Consider the following 22,018-nt stretch of genomic DNA (forward strand, 5'->3'; position numbering starts at 1 on the left):
GGGGGGGGGGGGGGGGGGGGGGGGGGGGGGGGGGGGGGGGGGGGGGGGGGGGGGGGGGGGGGGGACGCGGTGGACGGGGCTGTTCGGGCCCTCCGAGCCGGTCAGTACGGCGGCGCCGTCGCGCGTGTACGTGATGGACTCGGCCTGGTCCGCCGCCGGCATGGAGAGCCTGCCGAGGGAGTTGCCGGACGCGTCGTAGATGTTCGCCGAGAAGTAGGTGCGGATGACGTAGCCGGACCCGTCAGGGGCGTAGGCCGCGTCCGTGGCCATCATCGGCGCGGAGGCGATCCGGCGCAGGGTGTTGGGCTTGGTGGTGCTGAGCCGGCGCGGGGCCGCGTACACCGAGCCGCCGAACTCCTTGCTCACGATGTAGAGGCGGCCCGTGCGCGGATTGACCATCAGGCCCTCGGCGTTGCGCGCGCCGTCCTTGTAGCGGAAGCGGTAGCGGGTGGCGGGGAGGGTGGCGTCGCGCATCCGGGTGGGTTCGAGGACGCGATAGACGGAGATGTCGGGCCAGGCGCCGTCCATGTTGTCGCCGATGTCGGCGAACCACAGCACGCCGCGCCCGGTCTGCGGATCGACCGTCGCGGCCATGCCCTCCCAGTCGCGGGCCTCCGCGCCGCTCAGCCGGAAGGTCGCGCGGGTGGTGCCGCGCGGGCCGATGGCGTAGAAGACGGGGCCCGCGTCGCTGTCGTTGTGGGTGTAGACGATGCCCCGGTGGGTCGGCGAGGTGGCGAGCCCGCTGGACTCGGTGATCCGCGGGTCCTTGATGCGGAACACCAGCCGTTCCCTGTCGTCAGCGGCAGCCCAGGCGAGCCCCGGCGCCGACACGCCCAGCACCAAAAGGAGTACCAGCACGGTCCGTGCGAGTACGGTGAGCGGTGCGGTTGAGGCCGCGCGGATCAATACCCCCATGCCGCCCATCATGCCCCGCACAACCCCTGTCCGCTCGTGACGTGGCCGGAGCCCATCGCCTGGAGTGCGCTCCAGGTCCCTAGGCTTACGCCATGCAATATGTGAATCTCGGCCGCAGCGGTCTTTCCGTGAGCAGGCTCTGCCTCGGCACGATGAACTTCGGACCGGTGACGCAGGAGGACGAGTCCTTCGCCATCATGGACCGGGCTCACGAGCTGGGCATCAACTTCTTCGACACCGCCGACACCTACGGCTGGCAGGCGGGCTGGGGCCGCACCGAGGAGATCATCGGTGACTGGTTCGCGCAGGGTGGTGGCCGCCGGGAGAAGACGGTGGTGGCGACCAAGGTCTACCAGCCGGAGAGCGAGTGGCCCAACGACAGCAGGCTGTCGGCGCGGCGCATCCGGCTGGCCTGTGACGCCTCGCTGAAGCGGTTGCAGACCGACCACATCGACATCTACCAGGCCCACCACATCGACCGGGACACCCCGTTCGAGGAGTTCTGGGAGGCCATGGAGGTGCTCCGGCAGCAGGGCAAGATCCTGTATGCCGCGTCCTCCAACTTCGCGGGCTGGCACATCGCCAAGGCCCAGGAGCGGGCCGAGCGGCGGGGCTTCTTCGGGCTGGTCTCCGAGCAGACGCACTACAACCTCGTCCACCGCAAGGCCGAGCTGGAGGTGCTCCCGGTCTGTGAGGACTACGGGCTCGGCGTCATCCCGTGGAGCCCGCTCGCGGGCGGCCTGCTCAGCGGCGTACTGCGGAGGACCGACAAGGGCCGTACGGCCAACGAGCGGGTGACCAACGAGCTGGACAAGCACCGCGAGAAGATCGAGCGCTATGAGGCGTTCTGTGATGAGATCGGCCACGAGCCGGCGCACGTCGCGCTGGCCTGGCTGCTCAGGCAGCCCGCCGTGACGGGGCCGATCGTCGGGCCGCGCACCGAGGAGCAACTGATCGACTCGGTCAAGGCTCTGGACGTCGAGCTGGACGGCAAGGCGCTCGCCCGCCTCGACGAGATCTTCCCCGGCTACCGGACGGCACCGGAGGACTGGGCCTGGTGATCAGGCACACCGAGCACGCGGTCAGGTCAGCAGCGCGCCGAGCACCACGATGAGCACCAGCACGGCGAGCACCGTGGGCAGCAACCACCTTCTGGGACGATCCACGTTACGTGAGCCTAGCCCCCGCCCTGGGTGGTCCCGCCAAGTGGCCACGACTCCACGGTCTCGTACCGCACCCTCGCCCCCAGGTGGCTGCGCACCAGGTGGACATCCGGGGCGTCCCAGGGCATGCCCTCGAACGCCGCCAGCGCGCTGACCAGAGGACGCACGTCGACCTCCGCCCGCGCCCTGGCGACGCTCAGGTGCGGGCGGAACGGCTTCTCGTCCACCTGCGTCGCGCCCGCCCTGCGGGCCCCGGCGGCGAGCGAGGCGGCCAGCTTGGTGAGCCGCCCGACCGGCCCGGCCAGGCCGTACCAGACCACCCGCCCGCGCCTGGCCGAAGGGAACGCGCCCGCCCCGGTGAACGACAGCGTCACCGGCGGGTAGCGGGAGGCGGCGCGGGCCAGCCGTACCGAAAGGCGGGGCAGCGCGCGGTCCGGCACCTCACCGAAGAACGACAGGGTGAGGTGCCAGTTGTCCCTGGCCAGCCAGCGCAGGTCGGGCCAGTCGTCCAGGTGCGGGGTGAGCGCGCCGGCCAGCTCATCGAGCGCTTCCGGCGGTGGCAGCAGCGCCGCGAACAACCGCATGCGAACCCCTCCGGCGCAAGATCGCGTTGGCCAGCAGCACGGCGAGCCCGGTGCCGACCAGGGTCATGATGCCACCGATGACCACGCCGATGCGCGGACCGCCGAGTTCGGAGACCCAGCCGATCAGCGGCGCGCCGATGGGGGCGCCGCCGGTGAACACCAGGAAGTAGATCCCCATGACCCGGCCGCGCATCTCGGCGGAGGTGGCGAGCTGGACGATGGCGTTCGCGGCGGTGTTGACGGTGATCAGGGCGATCCCGGCGGGCACCAGCAGGACGACGTAGGAGATGTACCAGGGGGCGAACCCGGCCACGATCTGGGTCACCCCGAAGGCCAGCGCGCCGCCGATGAGCAGGCGCCGGCCCGGCCGTACCCGGCGGGCGGCGAGCAGCGCGCCGCCCAGCGCGCCCACCGCGAAGCCGCTGGAGGCCAGGCCGAACGACGACGCGCCCGCCTGGTAGACCTCCTTGGCCATCAGCGCGATGGACATCATGAAGCTCTGCGCGAACATCGACATGAACGCCATCAGCAGAATCGGGGTCAGCAACTCCCTGCGGTCGAGCACGTAGCGCAGCCCGGCGCGCAACTGGCCCTTGGCGCGCGGCACCGGTTCGGCGGTGCGCAGTTCGGCGCGGCGCATCAGCAGCAGGCTGGCGATCACTCCGGCGAACGTCAGCGCGTTGAGCAGGAAGATCGGCCCGGTGCCGCCGAGGGCGTAGATCAGCAGACCGGCCAGCGCCGGGCCCACCACGCGGGCCAGGTTGAAGATCGAGCTGTTCAGCGCCAGCGCGTTGGCCAGGTTGTCCCTGCCGACCATCTCGACGACGAACGCCTGCCTGGTCGGGATGTCGAGACAGGAGATCACGCCGACCAGCAGGGCCATCGTGTAGACGTGCCAGACCTGGGCGGTGCCGGTCACGGTGAGCAGGCCGAGCGTCAGCGCGAGCACGCCCATCAGGGACTGCGCGGTGATCAGGATCGGCCGCTTGGCGTAGCGGTCGGCGAGTACGCCGCCCCACATGCCGAGCACCAGTTGGGGGGCGAACTGCAGGGCGGTGGCGACGCCGAGGGCCGCCGCGCTGCCGTGCGTGAGTTCGAGTACGAGCCAGTCCTGGGCGGTGCGCTGCATCCAGGTGCCGACGTTGGAGACGATGCCGCCGGAGGCGTACAGGCGGAAGTTGTGGCTGCGCAGCGAGCGGAACATCCCGCCGTTGCGCTTCTTGCCCGCCGGTACGGCCTGCGCCGTGCCGGACTCGATCGCCTGCACCTCACGCGCGGCGGCTTCCCTGGCCGCGGCCTTGCGACGTGACCACGGACGGTGCGACCAACGACGTACCTTGCCCGCGGCGGCCTCGCGCACGGATGCCGCCGCGCCGGGTTCCTCCGGTTCGTCCTCCGCGGGCTCGGTGGAGTCGTCCACCGCGCCTGCGGCGGAGTCGGCGACCGCGCCCGAGGAGGTCAGATCCTGCTGAGCTTCTCCAGAATCGGCGCCGCCGCCCGCAGCACCGCCCGCTCCTCCGCGGTCAGTTCTTTCAGGCGCTGGGTCAGCCACGCCTCCTTGCGCCGGCGTTCCTCCTTCAACAGCGCCGAGCCGGCCTCGGTCACGCTCACCGAGACCTGGCGCCGGTCGGTCGGGTGCGCGGTTCGCACGACCAGGCCGCGCTCGTCCAGCGCGGCGATCACCCGTGTCATTGAGGGCGGCTGCATCTTCTCCAGTTCGGCGAGTTCGCCGGGGGTTATCCCGGAGTGGTACTCGATGGCCGCCAGGGCCGCGAACTGGCTGGGGGTCAGTGAGTTGACGGTGGCCTGCCGCCGCAACCGGCGATTCAACCGGGCCAGCGACACGCGGAGCGCGGACGCCAGGCCGGCGTCGCTGCGCAGGTTCGCGGCGTCGCTCTTGGCTTGGTTCATTAGCATGGCTCATTACCCTTGCTAACTATATACGCTCTCAACCTATTCCTCCAGGTAGTCCTCGCAGCCCAGGCACCTCCCGAGGGTACAGAGACGGCCTGGCACTACGCGCCGAGAAGCGACTTGATCGGCTCGACGGTGAAGTACACCAGGAACAGCGCGCCCACCACCCACAACAGCGGGTGAACCTCGCGCGCCCGGCCGCGCAGCGCCTTGATCACGATGAAGCTGACGAAGCCCGCGCCCATCCCCGCGGTGATCGAGTACGTGAAGGGCATCAGCACGATCGTCAGGAACGCCGGGATGGCGATCTCGTAGTCGCCGAAGTCGATGTCCTTGACCTGGGTCATCATCAGGAAGCCGACGATCACCAGCGCGGGGGCCGCCGCCTCGGCCGGGACGATCTCGGTCAGCGGCGCGAAGAACATGGCCAGCAGGAACAGCACCCCGGTGACCACACTGGCCAGCCCGGTACGCGCGCCCTCGCCGACCCCGGCCGCCGACTCGACGTAGGTGGTGTTGGAGGAGACCGAGCCCGCGCCGCCCGCCGCCGCGGCGAGCGAGTCGACCAGCAGGATCTCCTTGGTGCGCGGCAGCGTGCCGTCCTTGCCGACCAGTCCGGCCTGGCGGCCGACGCCGACCACCGTGCCCATGGTGTCGAAGAAGTCGGCCAGCAGCAGCGTGAACACGAACAGCACCGCCGTCACCACGCCGACGCTCGCCACGTCGAACGCGCCGAACAGGCTGAACTGCCCGAGCAGCGACAGATCGGGCAGGCTCGCGATCTGGTCGGGGATGCCGGGCGCGACCATGGCCCAGGCGTTCGGGTCGGCCGGCTTGCCGCCGACGACCTGCGTACCGAGGTCCGCGACGGCCTCCACCACGACGGCGACCACGGTGGTCCCGAGAATGCCGATCAGGATCGCGCCCTTCAGCCGCCGGGCCACCATGAACGCGGTGGCCAGCAGGCCGATCACGAACACCAGGGTGGGCCAGCCGCTCAGCGATCCGGTCCCGGCCACGCTGAGCTGCACCGGTACCGAACCGCCCGCCGTACGGCGGACGAAGCCCGCGTCCACGAACCCGATCAGCGCGATGAACAGGCCGATGCCGACGCTGATCGCGGTCTTCAGCGACGGCGGGATGGCGTTGAACACCGCCACCCGGAAGCCGGTCAGCACGAGCACCAGGATGACCAGCCCTTCGAGCACCACCAGGCCCATCGCGTCCTCCCAGCTCATGTGGGGGGCGATGGCGTAGGCGAGGAACGCGTTCAGGCCGAGCCCGGTCGCCAGGGCGAACGGCACCCTGGCCACCACGCCCATGACGATCGTCAGCACGCCGGCCACGAAGGCGGTCGCGGCGGCGACCAGGGGGAGGTTCGGGGCGTTGCCGTCGCCGAGGTACTGGCCGGTGCCGTCGGCCGCGGCGCCGATGATGATCGGGTTGAGCACCACGATGTAGGCCATCGTGAAGAAGGTCGCGAGCCCGCCACGTACCTCGGCGGCCACGGTCGAGCCGCGTTCACTGATCTGGAAGAAACGGTCGAGGCCGCCGCGAGGGCGGGTAGGGGCGAGGGTGGTGGTGTCGTTCACGGGCGCAGCGTCGCAGTCACAATCAAAGGGGAAAAGGGGGACATAGGGGATTTGATGGTACCGAGATGAACTCGTAGCTCGCCCACCGCCTGCCCGCGTGTCGCCTAGGCTGGAGCGTGTGAACCCGGCACCGCGCTCCGAGCAGACCCCGGCCCCGCCCCAGCGGCCGGAGCTGGAGCCGCTGCGGACCGACGACACCAAGGCGATCTTCGCCGGCATGGCCCTCTGGGCGGTGGCCCTGGTCGTCCTGCTGGTCGCCCCGCCCGCCGGGGCCGCCACCTGGTGGCCCTGGACCTGCGTGGCGGGCCTGGTCGGCGGCGTGTTCGGCCTCTGGTACATCCGCCGCCGCGACCGCGACGCGCCCGCCGTCCCGCCGGACGAGCAGCCCATCGAGCCCAGCACCGCCGTCCCTCCGGCGTCCGGGTAGCACACGAGCGGGTCCCGCCGTGAGCGCGATCACAGGTGTGGCCTGTCACACCGGTCGCCGCGCGCCCATCTGTCTGGGTAGCGACGAGCGATACGAGGGACCGATCATGACTCGACTTGACGAACGGCCGCCCGCCACCGCGACCCGCCCACCCCGCAGGAGAAGGCTCCGGCGCTGGGTGCTGGGCGTGCTCGCGGTGGTGGTGGCCGCGCTGCTGTTCGGCGCGTACGCCTGGCAGCCCGCCGAAGCGGACTTCCGCTCCCCCTACCTGGCGAAGATGGGCTCCCGATACGCCGACACCCCGATCGCCCGATTCCACTACATCAAGGCGGGTACCGGCTCGCCCGTGATCCTGATCTCGCCCGGCGGGACCTCGGTGATCGGCTGGAAGGAGCAGGTCGGCGTACTCGCCAAGGACCACACCGTCTACGTCGTCGATCTGCCGGGCCAGGGCTACACCAGCCTGAAGGACCACGACTTCGGCTACGACCTGGACGCCATGACGTCCGCCATCGGTTCCTTCATGGACGCCGTCGGAGTGCGGCAGGCCGCGCTGGCGGGCAACTCCTGGAGCGGCGGCTGGGCCCTGGCCTTCGCCCAGCGCCACCCCGACCGGGTCGCCAAGCTGGCCCTGCTGGACGCCACCGGGCTGGACCTGCCGGGGACCTGGATGTGGGAGGCGCTGAAGGTGCCGGTGGTCGGCGAACTGGCGGTCAAGCTGGCGTCCGGGCGCTCGATGGCCCGGTCCACGGCCGAGGCGATGATGGTCAACAAGAAACTGATCACCGAGGACCTGCTGGACGAGTGGTGGGCGCCCTCGACCTTCGAGTCCAACATCCGTGCCACGGTACTGCTGGAACGCCGGCTGGACTGGTCGAAGACCGAGAGCGCCCTCCCCTCCACCAAAACCCCGACCTTGGTGCTGTGGGGCAAGGAGGACACCGTCCAGCCCGTCGAACGCGCCCAGCGCTTCGCCGACCTGCTGCCCAACGATCAGACCCACATCCTGGAGGGCTGCGGCCACGCCCCTCAGCTCGACTGTCCGATACCGGTCAACCGCCACCTCCAGACCTTCTTCACCGACTGACCTGACGTTCCGTTCGCGCGGCCATGACAGCGACCGTGGCAAGAGACGGCGGGCCGCACCGCGTACATGGTCCCGGCGAACGAGAGCAGGATCGAATACGGGTCAGCCGCCCTGGGCGTCGAGGTCGGCTTCGGCCAGGAGAAGGGGGACGGCGTCGGGGTCGCGGAGCAGGGCGGCCACGGCGAGCCGGTCGCCCCACTGGCCGGTGGCCCAGGCCAGACCCCTGGCCAGGCCGTCCACTCCGGAGGCGTGGACCACGCCCTCGTGGAAGCGCCAGGCCGCCACCACGCCGTCCACCAGCAGCGTCTCGTGCTCGACGTAGGTCTGCGGGGCGGCCGGGAGCAGCGAGCGCACCTGCGGCGGGACCGGGCGGGTCTGGCCGGACGAGGTCACCGCACCCGTGACGGCCTCCCCGGCCAGCTCCAGGTCCAGCAGCTCCGACAGGGACTCCGCCAGGTCGAACGGCGCGAGCACGAGCGGCCGGTCGGCGACCAGCGGCAGCAGGTCGGGGGCCTCCACGACCACCGGGCCGCCTTCGTCGACGTCGGCGTCGGCCACCACTATCTCGCCGTCGAGCACCGCGCGCACGGCACGCGGCGGGGCCACCCGCTCCGGCTCCACCCCGGCCAGGGCCGTCCACAGCGCCCGCAACTGGGCGCGGTCCACGGGCCGCTCGGGGTCGGCGAGCAGGTCGAGCAGTTCTTCCGGGCCGCCGTGCCCGGCCAGCAGGTCGGACAGGGTGGTACGGACGCCGATCATGGCGAGGGCGGCGGCGTCGAGACCGGCGGGGGCCTCGCCGTACAGGCCGTACAGCAGGGCGTCGGCCCCGGGCACCCGCAGCGAGCTGGGCAGCCGGCCGCCGAGCACCGGGTGCGTACGCAGCCACCACGCCGTGTACGAGGGGACTTCCACGACCTCGCCCCCGGCCAGCACCCGCAGCGGGGCCAGCGCGGCGCGCAGCGGCGGGCGGGTCAGCAGGGCGAGCGCGGCCGGCCAGTCGGCGACGTATTCGAGGTCGCGGATCGCCGAGAACTCCGGCGCGACCGGCGGCACGTCGAGATCGGGCAGCAGGTCGAGCACGGTGTCCAGCCAGTCGTCCTCGCCGTCGAGGTCGTGGTCGCACTCGTCGGGGTCGAGCAGCACGTCGGCGTCGTTGGCCACGGCGAAGCCGTCCAGCACGCCGGCCGCGGCGAGCACCCGCGGGCCGTACCGCTCGACCAGCTCGGGCGCGGCGGTGCCGAACGGCGCGTCGTCGAGGTCGACGACCGCGGCGAGCGCGCCCTCCTTCAGAAGCAGTTCGCCCGCCGGGTACAGCTCGCCGTCGGCGCCGCGCAGCGCCAGCTCCGCCAGCCACGGCGCGTCGCCGGGGGCCAGCCCGGCCGCGGCGACCAGCGCCAGCACGGCCTGCGCGACCGGCTCGGAGTCGGGGCTGTCCAGGGACTCCGAGACCGCGGCCTTGGTCAGCGGGTCTTCCAGCACGGTGCGCGGGGTCGCCTCGGCCGCGCCGAGGCGCAGCAGCACCGGGTGCGCGGCCTCCGGGTGGACCACCCGCAGGCCGAGCGGCACCAGCACGGCCGGGTCGAGCGACGAGCCGTCCGACAGCAGCAGCGTGCCGCGCGGGCCGCGGACCAGGCGGCCGTCCGCGAGCGGCACCGGCAGCGAACCGGCCGCCTCGGGGTCGTCGGCGGGCAGCACGTCGTACAGGGACCGCCACCAGGATGGGTCCTTGTCCTCGACGGCCTCGCCGGACAGCATGTCGATCACGTCGGCGAGGTCGATCCGGCGCGCGCCGAGCGTGATCAGCGCGGGATGCCTGGGCGGCCAGTCGGCCGGCAGCAGGCCGGGCACCATGGGCGCGACCAGCTCCAGGAACTCCGCGGACCCGGCCACCACGGCGGCCTCGCGGCCCGCCACGACGAGCCCGCCGCCACCGGCGGGCGGGGAGAGCGCGGGCAGCAGCGGGGCGTCGGGCAGCCGGCGCAGGATGGCCCGGCGGATCTCGGCGTCCAGCTCGCTCTTGCCCATCAGGCCCGGCACCAGGTCCAGCACCTTGGGGCTGCGCGGCAGCGACTCCAGCAGCTCGACGTACAGCTCGGCGGCGCGCTCGATCAGGAACTCCGCCAGCGGCCCGCGCGCCACGTGCCGCCGGTCGGTGGCCATCGGGAAGCTCGCGATCAGCAGCGCCGGGAGGTCCAGCGGCTCATCGCTGGGCGTCGGCGCGTGGACCACGCCGGGCACGGACGCGGGCAGCGGCCCCCCGGACCCGGGCACCGCCCAGCGCACCTGCCAGTACGGCCGGGCCCGCTCCTCGGTCGGCCGGTCGGCGAACAGCTCGGCCACCTGCGCGGGCGTGAAGTCGCCGGACGCGGACACGACGTGCCACCCGTCGGCGGCCACCGTGCGCAGCTCGCCGTCCAGCTCGACCTCGATGGCGGCCAGCGCGGGCATGCCGAGCAGCAGCGCGGGGCTGGTCTCGGCCAGCATCCGCCGCACCGCCTCCTCGGCGGTCTTGTCGCGCAGCGGCAGGCGTACGACCGTGTCGAAGCCCTCGGGCACGTCGATCGCGTCGGCGGGGAACGGCAGGCGCAGCAGCGGCACGTGCCCGCCGCGCTCGGCCAGCACGCCCGCGAGCGCGGGCTCGGCCGCGACCAGCTCGGCGGTCTGCTCACGCGACCAGCGGACCGCGCCGCTGGCCCAGGACCCGATCTCCGGCGCGTCGCACACCGACACCACGGCGGCGAAGCCGACGCCGAAACGGCCCGCGGTACCGGTCTGGTCACGTTTGGCGGACACCCGCAGGGTGGACAGGCCCTCCACGCCGCCGGAGTCGAGCGGCGCGCCGGTGTTGGCGGCGATCAGCACCCCGTCGCGCAGCGTCAGCCGCAGCCTGCCGGAGACACCGCCGCGCAGGGCCGCGTCGGCGGCGTTCTGGGCCAGCTCCACGATCAGCCGGTCGTGGTAGCCGCCGAGCGCGAAGTCCTCCTCGGCGTTGGCGTCCTCGCGGAACCGCGCCGGTGAGGCCGACCAGGCGGCCAGCACGGTGGCGCGGACGCCGGCGGTGTCAAAAATGTCGGTGATGTCGCTCATGCAGGTGCCAGCTCACGATCTCGTCGGGGGGTTGTCGAGGGCCGGGTAGCGGCGTTCGCGGCCTGCCCCGCCGCAGGGCGGGCGTGCCGTACGGCGGGCAGGCCGGTCACGAGTGACCGAGCGGCTCCGAGGCCGACTCGTCCACCGAACCGGCGAGGTCGGGCGCGGCTTCCTCCTCCTGGTCGGGCTTGTCCTCCATGAGGTCGAAGCCCAGGTCGTCAAGGATCGGCAAGGTCTGCTCGATGGGCGGCGGCCCGGCGGGCGCCTCGGAGTGGGCGCCGCACCCGTGGTCGGCGGAGACCACCCGGCCGTCGTCGGGGGCGTATTCGTTGGCGCACACGCCGAACCCGAGCCGCAGCACGCCCGCAAGCGGCCAGTAGAACCCGCAGGTCGAGCACTGCGCGGGCGCGGCGTGCGCGATCGGCGTGTGCGGGCCGGACTCCCCGGAGTGCCACCGCCGCACCGCGCGGTCGCGGCCACTGGGCGAGAGCACCCTGGCCCGGCCCAGCCCCAGCTCGAAGATCATCTGCCGGTCGGTGTCTTCCGCGGTCTCGGTGAAGCCGGGGGCCAGCCGGTCGTCGTCGGCGGACGTGGGCAGCAGGTCGCCCACGCCGAGGTCGCCGGGACGCAGCCGCTCGCTCCACGGCACCCACTCGGGTGGGAGGAGGGCGTCGGGCCCCGGCTGTAGCACGGTCTCGCTGACCGTGACGACCTTGGCCCGCGAGGCGCGGGTGACCGTGATGGCCCACCGCCAGCCCCGGTAGGCGCGGTCGAGACAGACGAAGGAGTGGGTGCCCGTGCGGTCGGCCTCCACCTCGAACCCCAGGTGGTCGCCGACCTCGCCGGGCCTGGCGATCTCTTCGGCGGCTGCTCGGGCCAGGTCGAGCGCCGCCAGGCAGGCGGGATCGGCGGGCGGGACGCGGGTCCGGGTGCGGCTCACGAGACCACCCCCGCCTGCCGCCGACGCTGCGGGCCGCGCGGGCTGATGGTGTTGGCTCGCCAGTTCACACTCCATTTTCACCCATCGCGAGCGGTGCCGACGACGTGCCCCGCCCATACAGGTCGTCACGCGGCGTGTCGCACGGCCTGCCGTACCGGACAAGGCGGGCGGGCTTCGGGTAAGACTGGATGCGTGAGAGGTGGCTGGGAGCAGGCGCGGCGTACGGTGGGCACCGCCGCGCGCAAGGTCGCAGGGTCGGCCGCGACCGCCGGACGGGCCACGATCCGCATGGGCCGGGCGACGGTCGGCGGGACGCGGGTGGCGGGCAAGGCGGCGGCAGGGGGCACACTACGGGTCGGCAGGGCGACAAGGCGGCTCACCTATGCCCAGGGGGCGGGGCGTACCGGGCTGGGGCGGCTGATCGAGCTGAGCGCCGTCGGCGCGGCGGGCGACGCGCTGATCACCGTGGCGCTGGCCGGCACGTTGTTCTTCGGCCTGCCCGTGGACGAGGCGCGCGGCCAGGTCGCGCTCTATCTGCTGATCACGATGGCGCCGTTCGCGGTGGTCGCGCCGCTCGTCGGGCCGGCGCTCGACCGGTTCCGCTCGGCCCGGCGTTACGTGATGGCGGGCACGCTGATGGCCCGCGGGCTGCTTTGCTGGTCGATGGCCGCCGCCGTGGTCTCAGAAGACGCGGTCACGCTGTTCCCGGCGGCGCTCGGGGTGCTGGTGCTGTCCAAGGCGTACAACGTGTCCCGGGCGGCGATCATGCCGAGCGTGCTGCCCGCCGACATCAGCCTGGTCACCGCGAACGCGAGGGTCGCGTTGTTCACGCTGGTCAGCGCGGGGATCGCGATCCCGATCGGCGCGGGCCTCGCGGCCTGGCTGGGCGGCGAGTGGGTGCTGCGCGGCACGCTCGTGCTGTTCATGGTGGCGGGCGTCCACGCGGTACGGCTGCCGCGTCACGTCGACGCGCCGGACGTCGAGGGCGACGAGGAGGAGGAAGAGGGTCACCGGGAGCGGCGACCGGCCCGCTGGCGGACCCTCCTCAACGTCGGCCCGGCGGTGGCCGAGGCGATGCGGGCGAACGCCGCGATCCGCCTGTTCTCCGGTTTTCTTCTGTTCTTCCTGCTCTTCGTGGTGCAGGACGGCAACCTGCCCGGCGGCCAGGGCAAGGAGATGATCATCGCGATGCTCGCCGGGGCGGCCGGCGCGGGCGGCCTGGTCGGCGCGGCGGTGGCCTCCTGGGTGCGCAACCACTCTCCACAGGTCACAGTGCTGATCACGCTGGCCGTGTCCACGGTGATGGGGCTCGTCGCGGGGTTCCTGTTCAACCTGTGGACGGCGGTGGCCGTCGCGCTGATCGCGGCGTTCGCTCAGGAGCTGGGCAAACTGTCGCTCGACGCGATCGTGCAGCGGGAGATCGGCGAGGAGGTGCGGTCCTCGACGTTCGGCGTCGTGGAGGCGCTGCTCCAGATCGCCTGGGTGGCCGGCGGGCTGGCCGGCCTGATCATGTCGCTGTACTCCCGTGGCCCGGCCGCGCTGACGATCATCGCGGCCCTCATGGGCGGGACGCTGGTGTGGCTGCTGATCGGGCGGCGGCGCAGGCTGCGCGGCACGGAGGCGCGGGTGGCCGCGGCGCGGGCAGGCTCACGCCGGCACCCGGCCCCCGAAACGGCCGGGCACGCCGCCGACCCGAACGCCACGACCGCCACCGATGTCCTGCCGCGCCCTGCCGACCGCGGCGACCGTGGCGACAACCCCGGGCACACCAAACCGCTCACCAACCCGCACGGCTGAGGGGCCGACCCCCGGCGACCCACTGCGAACCGCGACGAACCCGCGACGAACCGCGACGCCCCTCGGCGACCCGCGGCGCGGGAGCGGCGATCAGGCGTCCAGGTCGTCGGCGACCCCGCGCAGCACCGCCGCGATCTTCTTGGCGTGCTGGGCGTCGGGGTGCTTGCCCTTTTGGTAGGAGGTCGAGATCGCGTCGAGGAGCTTTATCAGGTCTTCGACGATGACCACCATCTCGTCGGGCTTCTTCCGTTTGGTCTTGGTCTTCGTCTTGGCGAGCGACGGCGGCTGGTCCATCACTCGGACCGACAGCGCCTGCTGGCCGCGGCGGCCCTCGGCCACGCCGAACTCGACCTTCTGGCCGGGCTTGAGCGACTCGACGTCGCTCGGCAGCGCGGAGGAATGCACGAAAACCTCACCGCCGTCGTCGCGGGTGAGGAAGCCGAAACCCTTGTCGGCGTCGTACCACTTGACCTTGCCACTCGGCACAGGGGTGACCTCGTTCAGACTGTGTTTAAAGGTGAATGGATGTAGGTTATGCCCACCCGGGGCGAAGAGCGACCATGTATTTCACCGCGAAATCAGGTGAATGACGTTTCCCCTCGCCACCGCCGGAACCACGTGCCGAACTCGGTCAGATCGCCGAGGACGACGTCCGCTCCGTGCTCACGTAGTTCTCCAGCGGTGTAAGGGCCGGTGGCCACCGTGACGCTGACGGTGCCTCCCGCCCGCGCCGCCGCGATGTCCGCGACGTGATCTCCAACATATGCCGCCGCGCCGAAAGACGCGAGCGAGACCCCCTTCTCGGCACCGAAGAGCGATCCTTCGACCGCCTCCACGGGCAGGTCTAGGGCATCGAGCGTGCGCTTCGCATCCGCCGTGTTCTTCCCTGTGACGACGATCACGCTGCCACCGGCGTCGTGTACGGCGGCCAGGGCCTCCCTGGCTCCGGGCATGACGGACGTGGCGGGCACGGCGATCCCGGCGTACAGGTCGCGGTACAGGGCGGCGGCGGCCGGGATCTCCGCTTCGGGCAGCCAGTAGGCCAACTCCGTCTCCAGCGGCGGACCGAGGCGGGACACCACGGCGGCGGTGTCGATCGGCACTCCGAGCCGCTTGGACAACTCATCGTAGACCGCCGCGATCCCGACACGCGTATCGGCCAGTGTCAAATCCAGATCAAATCCCACGAAGTACACGGAAGCCAGGATGCCAAACGCTTGACGCGGGGTCGAAACGGCGCTCTGCCCTTGTCCCCCTGGAATCCAGGAAAATGCCTATTTATCACCAAGGGGGGGTGAGTGTAGGCGCGTGGGTGTACGAAATTGGGTCACCCACTGGGCCGGCACCGGCAGGGCCACGAGCACGACGGAGCGAGCGACACTGCGGTCCCAACCGGCCCAGCCACCTGAGCGGACCGCAAGCCCGGCGCCGACCCCTCAGTGGCGTTAGTGGTCCCGCTCTCAGCCCCCTCAGCAGCATTGGCACTCCCGGTCCCACCGGGGCCGCGGACACGGTAGCGGCCTCAAACAGGTACGCAAGCGCGCCGGCACCGGCGGCGTGAGCTACGCCAGCGGTCTCAGGGGCGTCAGTGGGTCCCGGTCTCAGCGGGGTCGCGGGCGGGGTGGGGTGAGCAGCCGGTAGGCGAGCCAGAAGACTCCGGCCGCGGTGCCCACCATGAACATGATCTCCCCGACCCTGAAGTACTCCGCTGCCAGGCCGCCCAGGTCGGCCGCGCCCTGTGCCCACCGCAGCGCCGTGACGGCGAGGCCGCCGACGACGTAGCAGGCCACGGGCGCGCCCGCACCGGTCAGCCGGTCGCGGAACGTCCAGCCGCCGCTCGACAGTGTGACGGCCGCGGCCGTCGCCCACGCGACGAGCGGGACCGGGAAGATCGCTAGCGGGTTGAGCCGGAACGGCAGCAGCATCGCGGCGGCGATCAGCAGTAGCACGGCCAGGGCCTCGCGCGGGTATTCCTTCAGGATGGTCCGCGCGTCCCTGCCCGCGGTGGCCATCGGGTTCGCGCTCGCCATGGCCGCGCGGCGCAGCCGTACGCCGGGCAGGTTCATCCCGCGCCGCGAGCCACCGCCCTGGCCCGCCGTACGCCACTGAACGGACCGCCTGGCGGTCTCCCGTTGCCGCCGCGCACCCGCGGGTACGCCGGGATCGGCCGCGCCCACCCGCCCGTCCTGGTCGTCCACCACCCGCGGAAACACCGCCGTCCTGGCCCTGTCACCCTCGGGATACCCCGGCTGAACCATCGGCACCGGCTCCCCAGAATCCCCCGAACCACCAGCACCGGGGCCAGCGGCACCGGCAGCGGATCCAAGGCCGAGGCCGGGGCCAGCCGTACCGGGAGCAGGACCGGGGCCACCGATACCAGCATCGGGACCGACGCCGAAACCGGCACCGGAGCCAGGGCCGGTGCCAGCGGGACCCGGGCCGGTACTGCCGGTACCGGCAGCGGGACGGGCGGCCTGGGGACCGGCAGCACGGACATCGGCACCGGCCGTACCGTGGCCGAAGGTACCGGCATTGGTAGCGGGGGCTGGGTCGGTGGGCGTTGGCGGGCGGCCGGGCTGTGGGGTGGGGCGGACTTTGGCCGCTGCGACCAGGGCGGCAGGGTCGCCGAGGCGGGCCAGTACCCTGGCCACGGCCTTGGGGTCACCGGTGCCCGCCCGGTCCGCCTCGATCCGCGCGCGCAGCTCGGCCACGAACGCCAGCCGCTCGTCCTGGCGGAGTACGCCGTGCGCGAGGTCGGCCGCCCTACTCACATAGTCCAAGACCAGCCGATCGGCACGCTCGCTCACACCAGCACCTCCTCCGCACGGCATCCACGCCCAAAACCGGCCATCCTACTCACGTACTCCAGAACCAGCCGGTCAGCACGCTCAAGCACGCCGTCACCGCCGACGCCTCGCCGACATCCGCGCGCGACGTGCTCACATGCCCCGAACCCAACCGGTCGGCACGCTCGTTCATACCGTCGCCTCCTCCGTCGCGCAGGCATCCCACGGTAGTGGCAGGAGGCGATCATGACCTGGTCGTTCGCCGCCATACCATGAAAGCTGGACCTGAGAGGGGGACGCCGGTGAGCGTCGAGTTCGCCGACTGGCTGCGCGGACGCGACGATGAGGAGTTGCGTGCTCTCGTCGCCGCCCGTCCTGAGCTGGTCACCCCCGTGCCCGCGCACGTCGAGGGGCTGGCCGCGCGGGCCGTCACGCCGTCGGCCACCGGCCGGGCGCTGGACCGGCTGGACCGCTTCGCGCTCGCCGTGCTCGAAACCCTCGTCCTGTTGCCCGCCCCCGCCGACATCGCCGAGTTGCGCGGCGTGCTGGCCCGTGGCCTGCACGAGAGCGCGGCCGGTGACCTCGAAGCGGCCCTCAACGGCACGCTGCGCCGGTTGCGCGACCTCGCCCTGGTCTACGGTCCCGACGACGCGCCCATGCCCGCTCCGGGGGTCAGGGAGGCGCTGTCGCCGCCCGCCGGGCTCGGCCCGCCCGCCGCCGACGTCTTCCGCCACCACTCGCCGGAACGGCTGGCCGAGATCACCCACGACATCGGCGCCGGCCACCGCGATGGCGAGGTGCCCGTCCTGCTCGGCGATCCTGCCGTGGTCGAACGCTTGGTCACGGAGGTCTCGCCGCAGGCCAGGGCCGCACTCGACGAGCTGGCCTGGGGTCCCGCCGCCGGGCGGCTGGCCAACGCCCGCCGTGCCGTACGCGCGGACACGGCGCAGTCGCCCATCGAGGAGCTGCTGGCCCGCGGGCTGCTCGGCGCGACCGGCGACGAGACCGTGGCGCTCCCCCGCGAGGTCGCCCTGTACCTGCGCGGCGGCCGCCTGCACCGCGACCTGCTGACCTCGCCGCCGCCGCTGCGCGGCCCCGAGCGTGACGCCGCGCTGACCGACCGCACGGCGGCGGGGCAGGCGTTCATGTTCATCCGCGCGGTGGAGGAGCTGTGCGAGCGGTGGAGCTTCGACCCGCCGGGCGTACTGCGCACGGGCGGGCTCGCCGTACGCGACCTGAAGCGCGCCGCGCAGGTCCTCGAACTACCGGAGTGGTCGACGGCGCTGGTCGCGGAGGTCGCGTACGCGGCCGGGCTGATCGTGGCCTCCGGCGGGGTGGACGGCGAGTGGCTGCCCAGCCCGGCGTACGACGCCTGGCGCGTCAAGCCGGGCGAGGAGCGCTGGGCGGCCATGGCCGGGAGCTGGCTCGCCACGGACCGCGCACCCGGTCTCGCCGGTGAGCGCGACGACCGCGACCGGCTGTTGAACGCGCTCACCCCCGAGCTGCGCAGAGGGGCCGCCCGCGAGGTCCGCACCGCCACGCTGGCGATGCTGGCCGCGGCCGGGCCGGGCGTCGCGCCCGATCCCGCGTCCGTCCGTGAGCGGCTGGCCTGGGAGCAGCCCCGCCGCCGCGGCGCCTACCGCGACCGGCTGGTGGACTTCACGCTGCGCGAGGCCGAGCAGATCGGCGTGACCGGCCTCGGCGTGCTGGCCGGGCACGGCCGCGCGCTGGCGTCCGGCGACACCGCGCAGGCCGCCAAGCTGCTCGGACCACTGCTGCCCGAGCCGATCGACCACGTACTCCTTCAGGCCGACCTCACCGCCGTCGCGCCCGGCCCGCTCACCGGCGACCTGCGGCGCAGGCTCACGCTGGCCGCCGACGTGGAGTCCACGGGCGGGGCGACGGTCTACCGGTTCAGCGAGGGCTCGATCCGCCGCGCCCTCGACGCGGGGCAGAGCGGCGAGGAACTGCTGGCGATGCTCGCCCGCCACTCCGCGACCCCGGTACCGCAGCCACTGCACTACCTGGTCACCGACGTGGCGCGCCGGCACGGGCGGATCAGGGTCGGTACGGCGGGCGCGTACATCCGCTGTGACGACCCCGCCGTCCTCGACCAGGTGCAGGCCGACCGCCGGGCCGTGCCGCTGCGGCTGCGCCGGCTCGCGCCCACCGTGATCGCGTCCCGCTCGGCGCGGGCGGCCCTGGTGGACGGCCTGCGCGCGATGGGGTACGCGCCGGTCGCCGAGTCGCTGGACGGCGATGTGATCGTGTCCCAGCTCGACGCCCGCCGCGCGGAGGGCGCGCCGCCCGCCCGCCCGGTCACGCTGGTCGGCGGGCTGGACCGCGACGTGGTGGCGGCGGCGGTCCGCGCGATCCGCGCGGGCGACGCCGCGCACCGGGCCAGACGGCCGCCGGTGGAGTCGCCGGGCGGTCAGGTCCCGCGGTCGCCCGCCACCGCCACGATCAGTGCGTTGCAGCAGGCGATCCGGCAGGGCGGCCGGGTGTGGATCGGCTATCTGGACAACCAGGGGCAGGCGACCAGCCGCATCCTGGAGCCCGCCCGGATGGAGGGCGGCTACCTGACCGCGTACGACGAGACGCGGGCGGCGGTCCACCGGTTCGCGCTGCATCGGATCACCGGGGTCTCGGAGGTGTCGGACGGCGGCTGAACGCTCGCCGCCACAGGACTCCGCCCGGCATACGTGGTATCTCTTGACGTGTCCACGCACGGCCGAACGAAAGACACGAAGTGAGCACCCCACCAGATGACCCTCAGGGGCCGGGCTACGGGCAGCCGGGGTACGGGCCTGCTCCGGGTCAGCCGGGGTACGGGGAGTCGGACCAGGGGCAGCCGGGTTATGGACAACCGGGTTACGGGCAGCCCGGATACGGGCAGTATCCACCCTACGGTTACGGCCAGGGATACCCGCAGTACCGCAACCCGGACGCGCCGCGCACGCACGCCATCATCGCCCTGGTCGTCAGCATCGTCCTGGGCTTCAGTTGCTATGTCACCCTCGGCGGCGTCGCCGGGGCGATCCTTTCCGGCATCGCGCTCAGCAGGGTGGACACCGAGCCCGACCGGGCGCGGACCCTTCTGCGCTGGGCCTGGATCAGCATCGGCATCAACATCGCCCTGCTGGTCGTGGGCCTCGTACTGATCATCGTGGCGGCCAACCAGGACTTGATCTGACCGCCCCGTGGGCCGCGGCCCACGTTTTAACCGTTCGCGGGATTGCGGGGACCCGCCGTCTTGTTGGATAGAGGTCAGCCGTACGGACCCCCAGGAGACAGCCTTGAACGACGGCCCGCTGATCGTCCAGTCCGACAAGACCCTGCTGCTGGAGGTCGATCACCCCGCGGCCGACGCGTGCCGTAAGGCGATCGCGCCGTTCGCCGAGCTGGAACGCGCGCCCGAGCACGTCCACACCTACCGGGTCACCCCACTGGCGCTGTGGAACGCCCGCGCCGCGGGTCACGACGCCGAGCAGGTGGTGGACGCGCTGATCGCGCACAGCCGCTACCCGGTCCCGCACGCGCTGCTGGTCGACGTGGCCGAGACGATGGCCAGGTACGGCAGGCTGCGCCTGGAGAAGCACCCTGTCCACGGGCTGGCGCTGTCCTCCTCCGACCGGGCGGTCCTTGAGGAGGTGCTGCGGTCCAAGAAGATCGCGCCGCTGCTCGGCCCGCGCATCGACGGCGACTCCGTGGCCGTCCACCCGTCCGAGCGCGGCACCCTCAAGCAGGCTCTGCTCAAGCTGGGCTGGCCCGCCGAGGACCTGGCCGGCTACGTGGACGGCGAGGCCCACCCGATCAAGCTCAACGAGGACGGCTGGCAGGTGCGCCAGTACCAGCGCGACGCGGCCGACTCGTTCTGGCACGGCGGGTCCGGCGTGGTCGTGCTGCCGTGCGGCGCGGGCAAGACCATCGTCGGCGCGACCGCGATGGCACACGCCCAGGCCACGACGCTGATCCTGGTGACCAACACGGTCAGCGCCCACCAGTGGAAGCAGGAGCTGCTGCGCCGCACGTCGCTGACCGAGTCGGAGATCGGCGAGTACACCGGCACCCGCAAGGAGATCCGCCCGGTCACCATCGCGACGTACCAGGTGATGACCACCCGGCGGCAGGGCGTCTACCGGCACCTTGAGCTGTTCGACGCCCGCGACTGGGGGCTGGTCGTCTACGACGAGGTCCACCTGCTGCCCGCGCCGATCTTCCGGATGACGGCCGACCTCCAGGCCCGCCGCCGCCTCGGGCTGACCGCCACGCTGGTGCGCGAGGACGGCCGGGAGGGCGACGTGTTCTCGCTGATCGGGCCCAAGCGGTACGACTCGCCGTGGAAGGAGATGGAAAACCAGGGCTGGATCGCCCCGGCCGACTGCGTCGAGGTCCGTGTCACGCTGAGCGATGACGAGCGGCTGGCGTACGCGATGGCGGAGGCCGACGAGCGCTACCGGTTCTGCGCGAGCACCCCGGCCAAGACCAGGGTCGCCGAGGCGCTGGTCCGCCGCCACACGGATGAGCAGGTGCTGGTCATCGGCCAGTACATCGACCAGCTCGACGAGCTGGGCGACCATCTCGGCGCGCCGGTCATCAAGGGCGAAACCCGCATCCGCGAGCGGGAGCGGCTGTTCCAGGCGTTCCGCGACAAGGAACTCCGGGTGCTGGTGGTGTCCAAGGTCGCGAACTTCTCCATCGACCTGCCGGAGGCGTCGATCGCCATCCAGGTCTCGGGCACCTTCGGCTCACGGCAGGAGGAGGCCCAGCGGCTCGGCCGGGTGCTGCGCCCGAAGGCGGGCGGCGGCGGGGCCCGCTTCTACTCGGTGGTCAGCCGCGACACCGTGGACCAGGAGTTCGCCGCACACCGGCAGCGCTTCCTGGCCGAACAGGGGTACGCCTACCAGATCGTCGACGCCGACGACGTGCTCAGAGAAGACCGGCCCTCAGCGGACTCATAGCGCCCGATAGCGACCGATCACGACTAATAGCAACATTCCACGCAAAGCCGGACATATAACGCGAGGCGTTTGCTGACGTGCTCGCCGGCGAATAGCCGATCGCCCGGCTGGACGCCGGCGAACCGGCTGGACGCTGGCGAACACGTCACGGATTTGTCAGGTCCACGAGATTCCGCGGGTCTTTGACATTCCCACCACCCCCTCGCTTGGCCCGGCCTTGGCCAACTGCGGCATACCCCATGATCCGATCCAATCACCGGACTCGCGAGGCTTTTTCCGGAAAAACTCCTAGAATGACGCACGGTGCCGGAATAATCACCCGACGAGCATTCCCCCCAAGAACAACACGGCCTCCGCAGCCACCCACGCCCCGATCGCCACGATCATGAGCGGCAGGAAGGCCCGCGGCGAGCGCGTCAGCCACGCCGCCACCGAAGAGCTTCCCGCCACCACCGCGAACAGGCCGGAGATCGTGGAGACCACCTCCAACCGGCGGGCGCACTGATCCCCCGGCTCCCCCGGCGAACAGAACGCCTCAAGCCCCCACCCCGCGTAGACCGACGCACCCCACAGTGCGGCCAGCAGCAGCACCGCCACGGTCGGTATAACAGGAGATATCGCAACTTGCCGGCGTGTCACTCCGCAAAATTACCCGGTCCGGCACCATCTCAGTCAGCGAACCCGCCGCGAAGCGCGCCGATTTAATACGTGGAGCCCCCGCTCGCCGTAGCGCTAGGCTAGTGGGTTCTGACCTCAATCCAATCA

19 protein-coding genes are annotated in these 22,018 nt (G+C 72.2%); 7 read left to right on the forward strand and 12 right to left on the reverse strand.

From position 1 onward, the window contains the following. Positions 1-915 (reverse strand): hypothetical protein (locus ACH34R_RS41715; RefSeq protein WP_397567151.1); only part of this gene is annotated, 915 nt, incomplete at its 3' end. Between the two features lie 92 nt (positions 916-1,007). Here ACH34R_RS41715 and ACH34R_RS41720 point away from each other — a divergent pair. Further along, a complete protein-coding gene (locus ACH34R_RS41720; RefSeq protein WP_397567152.1) occupies positions 1,008-1,976 on the forward strand; it encodes an aldo/keto reductase in 969 nt (322 codons plus the stop codon). 116 nt (positions 1,977-2,092) lie between these two features. Here ACH34R_RS41720 and thpR read toward each other — a convergent pair whose 3' ends face one another. The 4 genes from thpR to ACH34R_RS41740 all read right to left on the reverse strand — a co-directional run bounded on the left by thpR (position 2,093) and on the right by ACH34R_RS41740 (position 6,168). Further along, the gene (gene thpR, locus ACH34R_RS41725) at positions 2,093-2,662 is read right to left on the reverse strand and encodes an RNA 2',3'-cyclic phosphodiesterase (RefSeq protein ID WP_397567153.1); all 570 of its coding nucleotides are present in this window, start codon (positions 2,660-2,662) and stop codon (positions 2,093-2,095) included. Next, the gene (locus tag ACH34R_RS41730) at positions 2,616-4,214 is read right to left on the reverse strand and encodes an MFS transporter (protein ID WP_397567154.1); all 1,599 of its coding nucleotides are present in this window, start codon (positions 4,212-4,214) and stop codon (positions 2,616-2,618) included. Before ACH34R_RS41730 ends, thpR begins: the two co-directional genes overlap by 47 nt. Beyond that, complete coding sequence (locus ACH34R_RS41735) at positions 4,121-4,573, reverse strand: MarR family transcriptional regulator (protein ID WP_397567155.1); 453 nt, start codon at positions 4,571-4,573, stop codon at positions 4,121-4,123. The genes ACH34R_RS41730 and ACH34R_RS41735 overlap by 94 nt, the downstream gene beginning before the upstream one ends. Positions 4,574-4,677: 104 nt before the next feature. Next, on the reverse strand, positions 4,678-6,168 hold the full coding sequence (locus ACH34R_RS41740) for an NCS2 family permease (RefSeq protein WP_397567156.1): 1,491 nt from the start codon (positions 6,166-6,168) through the stop codon (positions 4,678-4,680). Positions 6,169-6,286: 118 nt separating this feature from the next. Here ACH34R_RS41740 and ACH34R_RS41745 point away from each other — a divergent pair, with 118 nt between their 5' ends. Then, positions 6,287-6,595 (forward strand): DUF2530 domain-containing protein, encoded by a 309-nt coding sequence (locus ACH34R_RS41745; protein ID WP_397567157.1) that lies wholly within the window; start codon positions 6,287-6,289, stop codon positions 6,593-6,595. A gap of 106 nt (positions 6,596-6,701) precedes the next feature. Further along, entirely contained in the window at positions 6,702-7,682 is a 981-nt protein-coding gene (locus ACH34R_RS41750) for an alpha/beta fold hydrolase (protein ID WP_397567158.1), read from the forward strand. A gap of 102 nt (positions 7,683-7,784) precedes the next feature. Here the strand turns inward: ACH34R_RS41750 and ACH34R_RS41755 are convergent, their stop codons facing one another. Then, the gene (locus ACH34R_RS41755; protein WP_397567159.1) at positions 7,785-10,769 is read right to left on the reverse strand and encodes a sacsin N-terminal ATP-binding-like domain-containing protein; all 2,985 of its coding nucleotides are present in this window, start codon (positions 10,767-10,769) and stop codon (positions 7,785-7,787) included. Positions 10,770-10,875: 106 nt separating this feature from the next. Then, the gene (locus ACH34R_RS41760; protein WP_397567160.1) at positions 10,876-11,709 is read right to left on the reverse strand and encodes a DUF3027 domain-containing protein; all 834 of its coding nucleotides are present in this window, start codon (positions 11,707-11,709) and stop codon (positions 10,876-10,878) included. A gap of 192 nt (positions 11,710-11,901) precedes the next feature. Between ACH34R_RS41760 and ACH34R_RS41765 the strand changes: the two genes are divergently transcribed. Continuing rightward, positions 11,902-13,506 (forward strand): MFS transporter, encoded by a 1,605-nt coding sequence (locus ACH34R_RS41765; RefSeq protein WP_397567161.1) that lies wholly within the window; start codon positions 11,902-11,904, stop codon positions 13,504-13,506. A 90-nt stretch (positions 13,507-13,596) separates the two neighbouring features. On the opposite strand, the gene ACH34R_RS41770 is transcribed toward ACH34R_RS41765, so the two are convergent. The 4 genes from ACH34R_RS41770 to ACH34R_RS41785 form a co-directional block, all read right to left on the reverse strand. Then, positions 13,597-13,992: a cold-shock protein gene (locus ACH34R_RS41770; protein ID WP_111171820.1), complete on the reverse strand. Its 396-nt coding sequence runs from the start codon at positions 13,990-13,992 to the stop codon at positions 13,597-13,599. Positions 13,993-14,084: 92 nt separating this feature from the next. Next, positions 14,085-14,702 (reverse strand): HAD family hydrolase, encoded by a 618-nt coding sequence (locus ACH34R_RS41775; RefSeq protein ID WP_397567162.1) that lies wholly within the window; start codon positions 14,700-14,702, stop codon positions 14,085-14,087. Positions 14,703-15,107: 405 nt separating this feature from the next. Continuing rightward, positions 15,108-16,313 carry a hypothetical protein gene (locus ACH34R_RS41780; protein WP_397567163.1) on the reverse strand — a complete coding sequence of 402 codons (1,206 nt, stop codon included), beginning with the start codon at positions 16,311-16,313 and terminating at the stop codon, positions 15,108-15,110. Positions 16,314-16,362: 49 nt separating this feature from the next. Continuing rightward, complete coding sequence (locus ACH34R_RS41785; protein ID WP_397567164.1) at positions 16,363-16,485, reverse strand: hypothetical protein; 123 nt, start codon at positions 16,483-16,485, stop codon at positions 16,363-16,365. A 79-nt stretch (positions 16,486-16,564) separates the two neighbouring features. Between ACH34R_RS41785 and ACH34R_RS41790 the strand changes: the two genes are divergently transcribed. From ACH34R_RS41790 to ACH34R_RS41800, 3 genes are all read left to right on the forward strand, one after another. Then, positions 16,565-18,961 (forward strand): helicase-associated domain-containing protein, encoded by a 2,397-nt coding sequence (locus ACH34R_RS41790; protein ID WP_397567165.1) that lies wholly within the window; start codon positions 16,565-16,567, stop codon positions 18,959-18,961. An 80-nt stretch (positions 18,962-19,041) separates the two neighbouring features. Further along, complete coding sequence (locus tag ACH34R_RS41795; RefSeq protein WP_397567166.1) at positions 19,042-19,485, forward strand: hypothetical protein; 444 nt, start codon at positions 19,042-19,044, stop codon at positions 19,483-19,485. A gap of 103 nt (positions 19,486-19,588) precedes the next feature. After that, positions 19,589-21,253 (forward strand): DNA repair helicase XPB, encoded by a 1,665-nt coding sequence (locus ACH34R_RS41800; protein ID WP_397567167.1) that lies wholly within the window; start codon positions 19,589-19,591, stop codon positions 21,251-21,253. Between the two features lie 315 nt (positions 21,254-21,568). Here ACH34R_RS41800 and ACH34R_RS41805 read toward each other — a convergent pair whose 3' ends face one another. Beyond that, positions 21,569-21,850 carry a hypothetical protein gene (locus tag ACH34R_RS41805; RefSeq protein WP_397567168.1) on the reverse strand — a complete coding sequence of 94 codons (282 nt, stop codon included), beginning with the start codon at positions 21,848-21,850 and terminating at the stop codon, positions 21,569-21,571. Positions 21,851-22,018 lie beyond the last annotated feature (168 nt).

It is taken from the genome of Spongiactinospora sp. 9N601, from assembly GCF_044326295.1.
In the GTDB taxonomy this organism is placed as follows: domain Bacteria; phylum Actinomycetota; class Actinomycetes; order Streptosporangiales; family Streptosporangiaceae; genus Spongiactinospora; species Spongiactinospora gelatinilytica.